Annotated in this window: 10 protein-coding genes; all 10 read right to left on the bottom strand. The window is 62.1% G+C overall.

The features are described 5' to 3' along the window. Positions 1-15: 15 nt before the first annotated feature. A complete protein-coding gene (locus ACYZUA_RS03050) occupies positions 16-1,017 on the bottom strand; it encodes a serine/threonine-protein kinase (RefSeq protein WP_461962031.1) in 1,002 nt (333 codons plus the stop codon). Then, positions 1,014-1,742: a PP2C family protein-serine/threonine phosphatase gene (locus ACYZUA_RS03045; protein WP_461962030.1), complete on the bottom strand. Its 729-nt coding sequence runs from the start codon at positions 1,740-1,742 to the stop codon at positions 1,014-1,016. Before ACYZUA_RS03045 ends, ACYZUA_RS03050 begins: the two co-directional genes overlap by 4 nt. Continuing rightward, a complete protein-coding gene (gene tssM, locus ACYZUA_RS03040) occupies positions 1,742-5,281 on the bottom strand; it encodes a type VI secretion system membrane subunit TssM (protein ID WP_461962029.1) in 3,540 nt (1,179 codons plus the stop codon). Before tssM ends, ACYZUA_RS03045 begins: the two co-directional genes overlap by 1 nt. 13 nt (positions 5,282-5,294) lie before the next feature. Next, positions 5,295-6,170 carry a type IVB secretion system protein IcmH/DotU gene (gene icmH, locus ACYZUA_RS03035; RefSeq protein ID WP_008150091.1) on the bottom strand — a complete coding sequence of 292 codons (876 nt, stop codon included), beginning with the start codon at positions 6,168-6,170 and terminating at the stop codon, positions 5,295-5,297. A gap of 5 nt (positions 6,171-6,175) precedes the next feature. Further along, positions 6,176-7,507, bottom strand: coding sequence for a type VI secretion system baseplate subunit TssK (gene tssK, locus ACYZUA_RS03030; RefSeq protein ID WP_461962028.1), 1,332 nt, complete (start codon positions 7,505-7,507; stop codon positions 6,176-6,178). Between the two features lie 2 nt (positions 7,508-7,509). Then, positions 7,510-8,010, bottom strand: a complete 501-nt coding sequence (gene tssJ, locus ACYZUA_RS03025) for a type VI secretion system lipoprotein TssJ (RefSeq protein WP_134098426.1) — start codon at positions 8,008-8,010, stop codon at positions 7,510-7,512. 5 nt (positions 8,011-8,015) lie between these two features. Then, positions 8,016-9,212 (bottom strand): type VI secretion system-associated FHA domain protein TagH, encoded by a 1,197-nt coding sequence (gene tagH, locus ACYZUA_RS03020; protein WP_461962027.1) that lies wholly within the window; start codon positions 9,210-9,212, stop codon positions 8,016-8,018. Positions 9,213-9,229: 17 nt separating this feature from the next. Then, entirely contained in the window at positions 9,230-9,370 is a 141-nt protein-coding gene (locus ACYZUA_RS03015; protein WP_007894589.1) for a hypothetical protein, read from the bottom strand. A 303-nt stretch (positions 9,371-9,673) separates the two neighbouring features. Then, positions 9,674-11,194, bottom strand: a complete 1,521-nt coding sequence (locus ACYZUA_RS03010; protein ID WP_461962026.1) for a sigma-54 interaction domain-containing protein — start codon at positions 11,192-11,194, stop codon at positions 9,674-9,676. Positions 11,195-11,204: 10 nt separating this feature from the next. Then, entirely contained in the window at positions 11,205-13,853 is a 2,649-nt protein-coding gene (gene tssH / locus ACYZUA_RS03005; RefSeq protein WP_461962025.1) for a type VI secretion system ATPase TssH, read from the bottom strand. Positions 13,854-13,865: the final 12 nt, after the last annotated feature.

Here is a 13,865-nt window from a genome sequence, read left to right as displayed (position 1 = left end):
TTCGGTAGTCATCCGTTACGCCCGACGTCGCAGACGTTGCAGCCAAGTCGATGTGGCGCCCATAGCGTCACGCAGTTGGGCGGCAGTGATCGTTCGATCTGCCGCATTGAATGCCAGCGCCGTTCGCAGGGCTGGCCAGCAGTGTTTCGGGAGATTCCTGGGGGCGTGCAACTCGCGTTCGAGGTGGCCGTCACGGGCCTCGGTCGAGGGTAGGCGGCGGAACGGGTGTTTGCCGCCGGCCAATTCGTAGAGCACGCAGGCCACGCCGTAGACATCCGCACTGGCCGACAGCGGCTGGCCTTCGAGCAGTTCGGGGGCGGCGTAGCCGGGGGTCCAGGCGTTGAAGCGGTTGCGGCTCAGGTGTGGCAGGCCGGGCAAGATGCCCTCCTCGGCCTGGCCCAGACCGAAGTCGAACAGGCGCACGCCTTCTTCGCTGAGCATGACGTTGCTCGGCTTCATGTCACCGTGCAGCACGCCGCAAGCGTGGGCGAAGGCCAGCGCGTCGAGCAGCGGCAGCGCGATGTCGCGCAGTTCTTTCCACGGCAGGCCCAGCGGCCGCTCGCAGAGTAATTTGTCCAGGGTCAGCCCACGCATGAGTTCCATGGTGATGAAGGCGCGCTGGCAGTCGGTGTCCACTTCAAAGCTGTGCAAACGCAGCACGTTGTCGTGGCGCAGGCGTCGGGTCAGGGCAAACTCGCTGTAGAGCAAGGCACTGGCGTCCGGCGATTCGGCAAATTCTTCGCTGAGGATTTTCAGCGCGATGTAAGGGTCGGGATCGCCGAACTGTTCGCTCAGCAGATCCCGTGCGCGGTAAACCGCGCCCATGCCGCCGGCACCGAGCAGGCGTTCGATGCGGTAACGGCCTGCGAGTACGTCCGGCATTTCGCCGACGCTGGCCTTGGTCGGCGCCAGCGCGGGTTCAGCCTTGTGTGATTTGGCGAACGCAAAGTAAGTCAGGTTATTGGCTTCTTCCTCGGTCACCAGCAGGTCGTCGAGCGGCGGCATGAGTTCAGTCATTTTCGAATCACCACAGCAGTCAAGTTGTCCCGGGCCGAGCCACGCAGAGCGCCGTCGAACAGACGCTCCAGCGCAACGTGCGGCGCGGTCAGGCTCAGGGCGTTGCCCAAGGCATCGGTGCTCAGCCCCTGGTACAAACCGTCGCTGCACAACAGAAACGTATCACCGGGGTAAACCTCGAGTTCGAGCACGTCCAGCGTCAGCACATCGGCTGCCCCGACCGCACGGGTCAGGGCATGGGCCGAAGGATGCGCACGGGCGTCCTCGATGCTCATCTGTTGCTCGTCGATGAGTTGTTGCTGCAGCGAATGGTCCTTGGACAGCTGATACAAACGCTGGCCACGCCACAGGTAGCAACGGCTGTCGCCGGCCCAGATGCAGGCCGCGCGATTACCTTCCACCAGCAGCGCCACCACGGTGCTGCCCATGATGCTGTCGTGGCGCCCGGCCGTGACGGTCAACTCCTGACCCAAGCGACGGTTGAGCCAGTGCAGGCACTGGCGTATGCCTTTGAGTCGTTCGTCGAAGTCGTCCTGCACCGGCAATTCCGCCAGGCTGGCGACGATCAACTGGCTGGCGACGTCGCCACCCTGATGACCGCCCATGCCATCCGCGACCACCCACAGCCCCTGCTGTGGGCAGTCCAGGAAAGCATCTTCGTTGCGCGCCCGAACCTTGCCCGGATCGGTACGCGCAGCGCTGCGCCAGGGACTGGCAACCAGCATCAGAGCTGCACCGGCATACGGAAGGTGCGCAGCACGCCCATGTCGAACGGGTTCGGTGTGCGCTGGCTGCTAAGCAGGTAATTGGCGCGCAGGCCGCCTACGTCAGCTTTGAGTACCAGCACATCGCGACCGCTCAGGTACTCGGTCTGCATCAGGTCGAACAGACGGAACAGCGACCATGGGCCGGTGTTCTTCTCGATGCCGATCGGGCGGCCGGCCATTTTGTCGAGGACCAGGCTGGTGCGACCGTCTTCAGCATCGGTCGGCCATTTGAACGACACCGGCACGATTGGGCCGTGGCGGTATTCGATGGTCTTGTCGCCAAACTTGAACTCGGAACGGCTGACGGCCGGGTCGAGGGTGTACGGCTCCAGTTTGAACTGCACTTGTGGCTCGGCCGGATTGATCGAGAAGAAGCTCTGGCGAATCACTTGTGCCGCGGCCATCTGGTCGAGGTAGACCTTGGAGATCGGCATGCTGTGACCGTCGATGCTGCGTAGACGGTAGTTGCCTGGATCGCCACTCACGAACGGACGCATGTAGGTATCAAAGAAGCGATCGTTGATGCCCTGCGCCTTGAAGAACTCGCGGAAGTCGCTGATCGCAACGTCGCTGGTGCTGTGGGCGCTGAACGGGTAACGCTTGTTGATCGCCTTGCCATAGAAGCTGTACAGCTCGCTCTGATAACGCTGGTTCAGGTACTGGTAGGAATCGTTCAGCACCAGACGCCAGGTGTCTTCAGCCAGCACGTTGAACCACACGCTGACCGGACGCGGCAGACGGTTGGAGGCATTGCGCAAGTTGCTCAGCGCATCACGCTGGCCGCTCATGCGGGTCTTGGCCATCTCGAACGCAGCCTGTTCCGGCGCACTGGCACGCGCCAGGCTCGCCAGTTGCAGTTGCAGGTCGTTGAGCGCCGTCAGGGCCGGGGTCAAATCAGCGGCCGGGCCGTTGTTGTCATCCAGCAAACGGTGCAGCGGTTCGAAGCGGCGTTGCAGGGATTTCTTCGCGGTGTCCGGCAGGTTTTTCATCGCTGCCATGTCCGAAGCCTGGTCTGCTGCGGCAGAAGCCAGTTTGCCCAGCTTGCCCAGCTTGCCTTTTTGCTCTCCCAGCGCTGCAGCGGCATCAGCGGCTTGATCAACCGGCTCGGCTTCTGCCGGGAAACGGGTGTTCTCGCGCACTTCCACCAGCAGTTGCAGCACCGGTGAATTGGCAGAAGTCAGGCCCGCCAGTTGCTCGGCGCCCTCGCCCGCATCGTTGATCGGTGGCAAGGCCACCTGGCCGACCGCTTCGCTCCAGAAGTTGGCGTAGTCGCGGAAGTACAGTTGCTCCAGTTCGACCATCAGGCGACGCAAGTCCATGCCGCTGATGCCCGAGCCTTCGCCCAGCACCCAGTTGTCACGCAGGATATCGGTGACCAGCGCAGAGCCCTGAACCGAGAAGTACTGCTGATAACCCTGTTGGGTGTAGAACCCCGGGATCACGTATTCGGTGCCGACAAACAGCGCACCTTGTGGGCCCAAGTGTTGGCTGAGTCGATATTCCGGCAGATTGCGGGCCTGCTCGCGCAGCATCCGGTAAACCACGTTGGCCAGCGACTCGCTGCGCAACACCTGACGCGCCTGCGCCACCAGTTGATCGTTCAGCGGGTAGATAAACGGCTGCTTCAGCAAACGCTCGAAGTGCGTGTTCAAACCGTTCTGCACGGCGGTGTTGCCGGCGTAACGCTGGGACCATTCAGTGGCCACCCAATCCTTGAGCCACGGGCCGTCGCGACGGTCTTTCATGTTCAACATCAGGTACGCACGCAGACTGTTCAGCAGGCGTTCGCGGTCCTTCATGTTGGCGCGGATCTGCCCTTCCAGCAGAGTCGCAACCTTCGGCAGCAGTTGCGCTTCAAGCTCACGCTCGTAGGCCTCCTTGACCACCGGATTGACCTCTTCGCCTTGGTACAGGCCGCCTCGCTCGTGGTACGACACGTCACCTTTTTTCGGGAAGACCTGAGTCGCGGCGTAGCTGGTGTCGAGGGGCTTGAGCACTGCCATGGAATCATCACGCGCGGTCAGGGCCGAGCGCTGTTGAGTCCAGTTGGTCGCCAGGTTACGCAGGTTTTCCAGACGCTCGTAGTTGGCCGAAAATCCGCCCGCCCACAGCATGCCAAACAGTGCCAGTGCCGCCAAAGCGCCTACGTACAGGGCACGTTGCCCCCAATGGATGCGGCTGCGTTCGCGCTTGTCCAGACCGGCCAGATCGGCTTCCGGGAAGATAACGCGGCTCAGCAAATGGTGAATGAAGCGCGAACGGCCGCTGCGCAAGGTCGGCAGCACGCCGGCGTTGAGGCCCAGATTGGCGCCGATGCCGGCGGTGGTCTGGTCCATTTCTTGAGTCAGGTGCGGTGCGCTGGTCAGGTAGAAACCGCGCAACTGGCTGACACGCTGGTAGCGGTTGCCGGTGAACGCCATGTCGACGAACAGGCACAGGCGCTCGCCGATCTGCCCCAGTTGATGCGGGAAGTCGAGGATGCGACCACGGCGCTGGGTGTCGCGCTCCTGGTGCATGCGCATGATCACTTGACTGTTCAGGCGCCGCAGCAGTTCTTCGAACTCGGCGCGCAGGACGGCGACGTCGGTGCCGCTCTGCTCTTTGCGGAAGCTGGTGCCGAGCACCTGATCGCTTTCTTCGCGGGTCAGTTGATCGAAGAACTCGTCGAAACCGAGCAGCTTGTCAGCCTTGCTCAGCACCAGATAAATCGGCACATCGACGTGCAGTTTCTGATGCACGTCTTGCAGACGGGCACGTACCTGGCGAGCCAGGGTGTCGAGATCCTGCTCGCTGCCGCCCAGCAGGGTTTCCACCGGAATGGTCACCAGCACGCCGTTCAACGGACGGTTGCGGCGACGCTTGCGCAGCAGGTCGAGCAAGGTGCTCCAGGCGCTGCCATCGACTTCGGCATCCGGCTGGGTCAGGTAACGCCCGGCGGTGTCGATCAGCACACCGTGGTCGGCGAAATACCAGTCGCAATGACGGGTGCCGAGGGTGTCGCGGGTCAGTTTGCGGTCGATCTTGTTGATCGGAAACTCAAGGCCCGAGAAGTCCAGCAGGCTGGTCTTGCCGCTGCCCTGAGGGCCGATCAGCAAGTACCACGGCAAATCGCTGCGCCAGCGTTCGCTGCGACCGCGATAGAGGCTCGAGGTCTTCAGGGTTTTCAACGCGTCCTTGAAGCGTACGCGAAGTTCTTTCTGCTCTTCGTCGATCAGCTCTTCACGGCGGATACGATCCTGGCCGTCTTCGGTGTCTTCGATGGCTTTCTTGCGTACGCCAGCGCGCCAGCTGACGAAGACCATGGTCAGGCCCCAGATCAGGAACAGCACACTGATGGTCAGCAGGCGGGAGGTCGAACCTTCCCAGAACTTGTAGTCATTGACCGCCAGCAGCGGCCCGACGAACCACACCAGCAGCGCGACGAACAGCACCAGCAGCAAGGTCCAGACCCAGGTCTGACGCAAGAATGCGCCGACTTTCTTGAAAAACTTTTTCATCACACGTCCCTGTTTACGGCTGCGACTGCGGCTGGACCGCGGCCGGATCTAGCTGCTGATAAGGTTGCAGAACGGTTTCGCGTTGCTCGCCCAATACCCAGGCGAAGCCCGAATACATCACCACCAGGCAAACCACGGTGAACAACACCACCATCCACGCCGGCACGATGCGCACCAGGCTGCGGCGCTGATCGTTCAAGCCTTCCCAGTGCGGCGACAGCTCACGTGGCACGTCGCCGCGCAACTGACGAATCTGACGATACAAGGCGTCGCGGATGCCTTCGAGCTCAAGCATGCCGCGGGCTTGCACGCGGTACTTGCCTTCGAAGCCCAGCGATAGGCACAGGTACATCAGCTCCAGCATCGGCAGGTGCTTGACCGGGTTTTTCGACAGGCGATCCAGCAGCTGGAAGAACTTCTCGCCGCCGAAGGTTTCGTTGTGGAAGCTGCTAAGCAGACTCATCTGCGACCACTCGCTTTCGTTGCCCCACGGCGTGGTCACGACGGCTTCGTCGACCACGGTGCAGAGCACGTAACGCGCGGCCATCACCTGGCTGCTTTCGGCGCCGTTGTGCAGCGCCCGCACTTCAAACAGTTTCAGTCCGGCGGTCAGGCGCTCGTTGAGCGCGTACATGTCTTCGCGGGTGTCGCTGTGCTTGAGTCGCACCACTTCCGACAACAGGTCGGAGGCAGCAGCCACCAGCGAATTGAGGCTGATGTTGAACGCTTCGGCCGGGCGCAGGCGCGCGGCATAAATCATCCGTTCTTCCAGCTGTTCAAAACGCGGCGGAGCGGCGAAATCGGTCAGCGGACTCTGCGCCGGGCCGTGGCCCTGGCGGTCGAGCAGGACGGTTTTATCGTCCTGGGTATGTTCCATGTCCTTGATCATGTCGGTCAGTTCCTGATGGCCCAGAATTTCAGTTCAAGCTCGGCGAATTCGCCGGACACGTGGAACGCGAAGCCGCCGGAGCGCTCGAGTTGTGCCAGGTCTTCGGAACTGAGTTCGAGAATGAAATAGGTTTTGTTGGAGTGGAACGCGATCTGCCGCGGGGCCACCGGCAACGGTTTGACCTTGATGCCAGGCAGGTGCAGGTTGACCAGTTGGCGGATGCGCTCCACTGGGCCGACCTTGAGGTGCGCTGGCAAGCGATGGCGCAGTTCTTCGGAGTCGCAGTTGGCACTGGCGGCGAGCACGAACGAGGCCGAGCCCAGCAGTTTGTGGTCGTGCAACGGCGAGACGATGATCCCGTACTGGCGTGCTTGCAGGACCAGTTCGATGGCGTGCTGTTCGAGCACCATCGACAGTACCTGACGAATCGCTTCCATCAGTTTGCGGAAACTCGCGCCCTGGTCGCTGTGCTGGTAACGGCTGTCCAGACGCGGGCGTTTGCTGTCGCTGGAGAAGGTCGCCAGATCGCCGAGCATGGTCAGCAGCGTGCGGTACAACTCTTCCGGGTGAACCTGCTCCAGGCCGAGGTAGTGACGCAGCAGCAGTTCGGTGCGGTTGATCAGTTGCAGCATCATGAAGTCGCCGACTTCCGCGCCACCGACTTTGCCGTTGGAGCGGATGCGTTCAGCGATGGTGTCGCCCCGGTGGCCGAGCATGCTGATCACTTCTTTCAGACACGACAGCAGGTAGCTGGACGAATGCGCCTGAAGGTAGGTCGGGACGAAATCCGGGTCGAGGCTGATCACGCCGTCGGGCGTGGTGTCGAGCACTTCGCAGATCTTCAGTTTCACGTAAGCCTGGTCGCTCTGCTGCTCGCCGAGCAACAGTTTGAAGTCCGGTCGGCCGCAGCTGACCTGGCTGGCGGAATCGTCGCCGGCGTTGGAGTCGGCGACTTCCGCTTCGTACGCGGTGTAGCGCGCCAGCACGTCGGATTGCTCCGGACGACGCGACTCGATGTGGTTACCGGTGACCAGCGGCAGCGCCAGGTAGATCGGCGTGTGACCGGTGTTCGGTGGCACGTCGAGGGCCAACGGTTCGGTGTTGCCACCGAGTTCGAACAGGCTGCCGTCCGGCAGAATCCCCGAGGCCTGGCTGATCACCAGTTTGCCCATGTTGAGGAACTGCAAGTCGATGTCCAGGTTCAGGAAGCCCCAGGTGTAGCTGCCCAGTAACTGCGTGCGGGTCTTCATCTGGTGGTCGTAGTAGCGATCGTTGTGCTGGAAGTGCTGCGGGCGCAGCAGCATGCCTTCCTGCCAAATCACTTTATGGGAATTCATGATCAGTCATCCGCCTTGGCGAGCGTTTCGTTGCTGTTGCGAATACCGGCCTGGTCGAGGGTCAGATCAGCGTCGGTGACTTCCACCGGGGTGACTTGCACCGTGTAGCGCCATTTGGTTTCCGGCAGGTCACGGTAGGCGGCGAGGATGCCGACGTAGCGACTGCCCTCCTCCACGCTGAGTTTCATCTCCACGGTTTCACCTGGGCGCAGCTCGATTTCTTCGCTGGCCACCAGGTCCGGGGCCAGGGATTCCTTGGCGCGCTCGTACAGGCTGAAGAAGTCAGCGTTCTCGAACGTCACCGGATGCTTGAGTTCGAACAGACGCACAACGATCGGCGATGGACGCCCGTTGAGGTCCGGGTTCAGCTGATCGCTGGCGGTCAGCTTCAGGTTGAGTTTGGTGACGTGGGAATACGGCGACAGCGACGAGCAGCCGGCCAGCAGCACCAGGGCCGCGAGCGCTGTCAGCGTCTTGAAAAAAGCGGTCGAGCAGCGAGACATGCGCATCATCCTTGGTGGTCGGTGTGAAGGGTGGAAATCAGGCGGATCTGCTCTTCGTAGGCCTGAGCGAAGTCGCGGGCCAGCAGGCGCTCGCTCCAGTCATCGTCCTGACGCAGGGCCTGGTGATAACGACCGTAGGCTCTCCAGCGACTGCCGGACGTGGCGAGCAACGGCTTGTTGTCGCGCTCGAAACGCAGGGTCAATTGCTGTGGCGAAAAGTGTTCCAGGGTGCCGCGAACAGCGGCGCGGCTGGCCGTCAGCAAGGCCACCTGATGCGCCTGCAAATCGCGGAACGCACGGGAGATCGCCTGCTCGGCCGGCAACTGGCCCGGCTTGTTACCCTGCAACAAAATGCCCAGCGCTTCACCGGCATCGACGGCAAATTTCAGTGGGTTTTTGTTCGTGCCTTGCACGGTGGTCTGGGCCAGACGCAGTTCGTTTTTCAGTTCGCTGCGGGTGCGCAGGCTCTGCTGCAAACCGCCGACGCTTTGCTTGAGCAGGCGTGCAGCGTTCAGCGCCAGGGCTTCGCGGGCATCGTGGTCGAGACCTTTGAGGTCCACGCCCAGCGCCGCACCGAAGTGCTCCCAGAAACCTTCACTCTGACGCTCGACCGCTTTCGGTGGTGGCGCGGGTGCTGGCTCTGCCGGGGCGTTGATCAGCTCCGGCACCATCAGGCTTTCCATGTCGATGCGCGCATAGTCGGCGCGCTGACGGGTGTCCTCGATCGTCGTGCTCGGGGAGATCAGCTCGTCGATTTCCGAATACACGCGCTCTTGCTGATCGAGGGCGTTGAGCGGGTCGAGATCGAGAAACGCATCGTCCGGAATGATGCTGCCCGCTGCTTGCGGACGGCCGACTTCAACGTCGAAGGTCGCCGGGTCGCGCACCAGCCGCGCACGAATCTCGAAGTCACCCAGCACGTAGACACTGCCGTGCTCGATGCGCATCGCTTCGCCCTTGCGCAGGCGCGCGCCGCTTTCGCTGTCCTGGATACCGTTGCTGCTGGTATCGGTCAGGAAAAACGTGCCTTCGCGGTAGCTGATCAACGCGTGATGGTTGGACAGGTGACGCTTGCGGTCCGGGATGATCCAGTCGCAATCCTCGCCCCGACCGATCACGCCACCGGCCTGTTTGAAGGTCTTCTGGCACAAATCCGTGGGCACGAACTGCTTGGTGTTGAGCATTTCGAAAACCAGTTCCATGGTGATACTCCTTGCGGTCACTTGCCGCGATTGACCGCCTGCGGATCACCCAATGGGCGATAGGTGTTGTCGTTGTATTTGTAATTGCCGCTACAGCCGCCGAGGCCGCATAGAACGACGAGGGTCAGCAGGACGGCTTGCCAGTGACGAACAGGCATCAGAGGGTCTCCAGGGGTAGACAAAGTACAAAGCGCCGACCCGTTTGGGCGGCGCTGTTAGAAGCGGATGAGGTAAGTTTCGAGGCTCTAGGCAGGGACTTTGAGCCGAACACCTGTGGCGAGGGGACTTGTCCCCGTTGGGTCGCGAAGCGGCCCCAAAATTGACTATCGAGTTTATTCAGGCAAACCGCATTTACCGGACTGCGACTGCTGCGCAGCCGAACGGGGCGGTGCGACGTTTCGCTGAATCCCCTCGCCACAGGGGGCTTTCCAACCAGGGTGGTTGGGTTGCAGAAATTGGGCTCAACCATCGAAATCACCCAAATTGATATTCAGGCGTCCGAGGCGGTACAGCAGCGTGCGGCGTGGCAGTCCGAGTTCGCGGGCGGCGAGGGTCTGGTTGCCGTCGTTTTTGCGCAGGCAATCGAGCAACAGACTGCGTTCGACCTGCTCCATGCGTTCGCGCAGGTTCAGGCCGCTGCTGTCTTCCGGCATGGCTTCCATGCGCAGAGAGAAATGTTCGGCCAGCAACTCACCGCCCTCGCACAGCAGCACCGCGCGTTCGACCAGGCCTTTGAGTTCACGCACGTTGCCGGGGAAGGCATAACCGGACAGGTGATCCAGCGCCGCATCGGACCAACTCACGGCGTCCCGTTGCAAGAACGAGCAGGCCTTGTCGGCGAAGTGCCGGGCCAGGTCAAGGATGTCGCCTTCGCGCTGACGCAAGGCCGGCAACTCGATCGGGAATTGCGCGAGGCGGTAGTACAAATCCTCGCGAAATTTCCCTTCGCTGACCAGCACCGACAAATCCCGGTGCGTCGCGGCGATGATGCGCACGTCGATCTTGTGGGTGTCGTTGGAGCCCAACGGGCGGATCTCGCCTTCCTGTAGAACCCGCAACAGCTTGGCTTGCAGGGACAACGGCATGTCGCCGATTTCATCGAGCAGCAAGGTGCCGCCGTTGGCCGCGTCGAACAGCCCGGCACGGTCGCGATCAGCACCGGTGAAGGCACCCTTGCGATAGCCGAACAGTTCGCTTTCCAGCAGGTTCTCGGGGAACGCCGCGCAGTTCTGCACGATGAACGCCTGGGAACGGCGCGGGCCGCAATCGTGAATCGCCCGTGCCACCACTTCCTTGCCAGTGCCGGTTTCGCCGCGCAGCAGCACGGTATACGGGCTGTGCAGGACTTTGCTGATCAGCGAATAGGTCTGGCGCATGGCCGAACTTTTGCCGATCAAACCGTAACCGCTGGCGCTTGGGACGCTGACCTTCGCCGGTCGTGCATCACCGGTTGGCTGGCGCAAACGTTGCAGCAAATGCAGCTGACCGAGCACGAACGAACCCAGTTGCCCGAGGGAATCGGCGAAGCCTTGCAGGTCGATGTGCCGGCGACTGGCGCACAGCAGCAAGCCTTCGACGGCTTTCTGCTGATTGACCAGCGGCACACACAACAGCGACTGCCAAGGCATGGCCTGAGGCGGCAGGAAACTGGTTTCGTGCAGGCTGCCGCTCAGCTCGCTGAGACACACCACACGGTTCTGGCACAGGGCGAATTGCAGCAGTTGTTCACCGTTGTAATCCGCCGGCAGGCTCGCCGCTTCCCGGGGTTGCAGGATGCCGTTGAGGCATTCGGCGTTCATCCCCAGGCACGTGTGAGTCGCGTCCAGCAGGTACAACTGCGTCAACTCGCAACCGCTGAGCTCGGCCAACCCGCGCACGAAGTCACCCAGCAGCGCAGCACCGTCCGCCGCGCGCGACAAGCTGGCGAATTGCGCCAGCAAGGCTTCGGCATAGACCAGTGGTTGCGGCACTTGAGTGAACATCACACCCACCTCAGACGAACTCGCACGTCACACTGGCGTTGCCGTCGAGTGTCGCGTGGACACGCTTGAGGCTTTCGCCCGTGGCCATCGCATCGAGCAAGCGATCGGCCACCAGCGGCAGCACGTGCAGGTCGAGCAAATGGTCAATGAGGCGCGCGCCGCTGTCGCTTTGGGTGCAACGTTCGGCCAGGTGATCGACGAGGTTTTGGCAGTAAGTGAAATCCAGCTGACGACGGTTCAGGCGCTCGCCCAGACGGCCGAGTTTGATTTCGATCAGTTCGCGCAGCACCGGGCCACCGACCGGGTAGTAAGGCACCACACGCATGCGCGCCAGCAGCGCCGGTTTGAAGTGTTTGCTCAGCACTGGGCGGATGGTTTCTTCGAGTACTTCGGCCGACGGTCGCGCGCCGTTTTCACAGAGCTCGGCGATGCGGTCACTGCCCAGGTTCGAAGTCATCAGGATCAGCGTGTTGCGGAAGTCGATCTCGCGCCCTTCCCCATCGTTGGCCACGCCTTTGTCGAAGATTTGGTAGAACAGGTTCAGCACGTCCGGGTCGGCTTTCTCGACTTCATCGAGCAGCACCACCGAGTACGGTTTCTGCCGCACGGCTTCGGTAAGCATGCCGCCCTCGCCGTAACCGACGTAGCCCGGCGGCGCACCGATCAGGCGCGAGACGGTGTGTTTTTCCTGGAACTCGGACATGTTGATGGTGGTGATGAAACGATCACCGCCGTACAGCAAGTCCGCCAGGGCCAGCGCAGTTTCGGTCTTGCCGACGCCACTCGGGCCGACCAGCAGGAACACGCCGACCGGTGCATCAGGTTTGTTCAGGCCGGCAGCGGTGGCGCGCATCGATCGATCCAGTGCGTGAACGGCTTGTTCCTGACCACGGATGCGCGTGCGCAAGTCGGTGGCGAAGCTCGCGACCTTGGCGTTGTGTTCGCGGGCCAGTTGCGCCAATGGCACGCCGGTCCAGGCGCTGATCACTTCGGCCACCAGACGCGGGCAGACTTCGAAACTCACCAGACGTTCTTTAGTCTGAAGTTCGGTCAGCGCTTTGTGTGTTTCGTTGAGTGCGCTTTCCAGCGTTTCGACGCTTTGCGCTTCGTTCACCGGCAGCGTTTCGATCACGGTGCCTTCGGCATCTTCTTCAACCGTGACAGTGGGCTCGACTGCGGCAGCTTCGCGGGCCTTGGCCAGTTGCTGACGCAGGTCCAGCAGGCGCTCGGCCAGTTCTTTCTGTTCAGTCCACAGCGCTTCGAGGGTGACCATTTCATCTTCGGCTTCGGCCAGACGATCTTCCAAAGCGTCCAGCGCTTCGTGATCGATCAGCAGACCGGCCTCGGCATCACGGCGCAACGCCTGACGCTGACGGCCACCTTCAGCCAGTTCGCCACGCAGGCGTTCGAGGCTTTCCGGGGCCGCGGCGAGGCTGATGCGTACGCGGGCGCACGCGGTGTCGAGCACATCAACCGCTTTGTCCGGCAGTTGACGACCGGCCAGGTAACGGGCGGACAACTCGGCCGCCGCAACCACCGCGTCATCGCGCAAGTAGATGCCGTGGCTCTTCTCGTAGACCTGGGCCAGGCCACGCAAGATGGTCACCGCTTCGCTGACGGTCGGTTCGTGCAGTTGCACCGGTTGGAAACGACGGGCCAGGGCCGGGTCTTTTTCGAAGTACTTCTTGTACTCCGCCCAGGTGGTGGCGGCGATGGTGCGCAACTCGCCACGGGCCAAAGCGGGCTTGAGCAGGTTGGCCGCGTCGGAACCACCGGCATTGCCGCCCGCGCCGATCAGTGTATGAGCTTCGTCGATGAACAGGATGATCGGTTTCGGCGAGGCTTTGACTTCGTCGATCACACCTTTGAGTCGACGTTCGAATTCACCTTTGACGCTGGCGCCGGCCTGCAACAGGCCCATGTCCAGCGACAGCAATTCAACGCCTTTCAACACTTGCGGCACTTCACCGGCCGCGATGCGTGAGGCCAAGCCTTCGACGATGGCGGTTTTACCGACGCCGGCTTCACCGACCACGATCGGATTGTTCTTGCGGCGACGGGCGAGGATGTCGACCATCTGCCGGATCGCGCCATCGCGGCACAGCACCGGGTCGAGTTTGCCGTCGCGGGCCTGTTGAGTCAGGTTGTGGGTGAAGCGCTGCAGCAGCGATTCGCCCGGCACGGCGGGTTTACCGGTGGCCGGTTGTTCTTTCTGCGACAGGGCGAATTCTTTCAGGCGCTCGATGTTCAGTTTGGCCAGCAATGATTGGTAGCGGCTGCCGGCGTAGCGCATCGGGTTGCGCAACAGTGCGAGGATCAACGCGGCTTGCTCGACCTGGCTCTGGCCCAGTTCAAGGTTGGCCACCAGCAACGCGTCTTGCAGCCACTGCACCAGTTCCGGGGCGAACACCGGGTTGCGCGAAGCGCTGTGCTCGACCCGCGATTGCAACGCGGCGCTCAGCTCACCGGCATCCACTTCGGCGTCTTGCAGCGCGCGTGCGAGCAAGCCTTGCGGGCGCTCCAGCAAGCCCAGCAGCAAGTCTTCGACGAGGATCTTGCTGCCGCCACGGGCGACGCAGCGTTCGGCCGAACTTTCCAGGTCACGACGGGTTTCGGCGTCCAGCGCCTGGATAAGTTGTTGCAGGTCTACGTTGATCATTGGTCATCTGTC

The sequence above is a fragment of the Pseudomonas sp. LS2P72 genome, assembly GCF_054897865.1.
The sequence above is the reverse complement of the archived record's forward strand: the minus strand, read 5'-3'. Positions and strand labels throughout refer to the sequence as shown.

What these genes read in the sequence shown, in the direction of transcription:
- ACYZUA_RS03050 (WP_461962031.1), bottom strand. Translation starts at nt 1,017, where the DNA reads ATGACTGAACTCATGCCGCCGCTCGACGACCTGCTGGTGACCGAGGAA.
- ACYZUA_RS03045 (WP_461962030.1), bottom strand. Translation starts at nt 1,742, where the DNA reads ATGCTGGTTGCCAGTCCCTGGCGCAGCGCTGCGCGTACCGATCCGGGC.
- tssM (WP_461962029.1), bottom strand. Translation starts at nt 5,281, where the DNA reads ATGAAAAAGTTTTTCAAGAAAGTCGGCGCATTCTTGCGTCAGACCTGG.
- icmH (WP_008150091.1), bottom strand. Translation starts at nt 6,170, where the DNA reads ATGATCAAGGACATGGAACATACCCAGGACGATAAAACCGTCCTGCTC.
- tssK (WP_461962028.1), bottom strand. Translation starts at nt 7,507, where the DNA reads ATGAATTCCCATAAAGTGATTTGGCAGGAAGGCATGCTGCTGCGCCCG.
- tssJ (WP_134098426.1), bottom strand. Translation starts at nt 8,010, where the DNA reads ATGTCTCGCTGCTCGACCGCTTTTTTCAAGACGCTGACAGCGCTCGCG.
- tagH (WP_461962027.1), bottom strand. Translation starts at nt 9,212, where the DNA reads ATGGAACTGGTTTTCGAAATGCTCAACACCAAGCAGTTCGTGCCCACG.
- ACYZUA_RS03015 (WP_007894589.1), bottom strand. Translation starts at nt 9,370, where the DNA reads ATGCCTGTTCGTCACTGGCAAGCCGTCCTGCTGACCCTCGTCGTTCTA.
- ACYZUA_RS03010 (WP_461962026.1), bottom strand. Translation starts at nt 11,194, where the DNA reads ATGTTCACTCAAGTGCCGCAACCACTGGTCTATGCCGAAGCCTTGCTG.
- tssH (WP_461962025.1), bottom strand. Translation starts at nt 13,853, where the DNA reads ATGATCAACGTAGACCTGCAACAACTTATCCAGGCGCTGGACGCCGAA.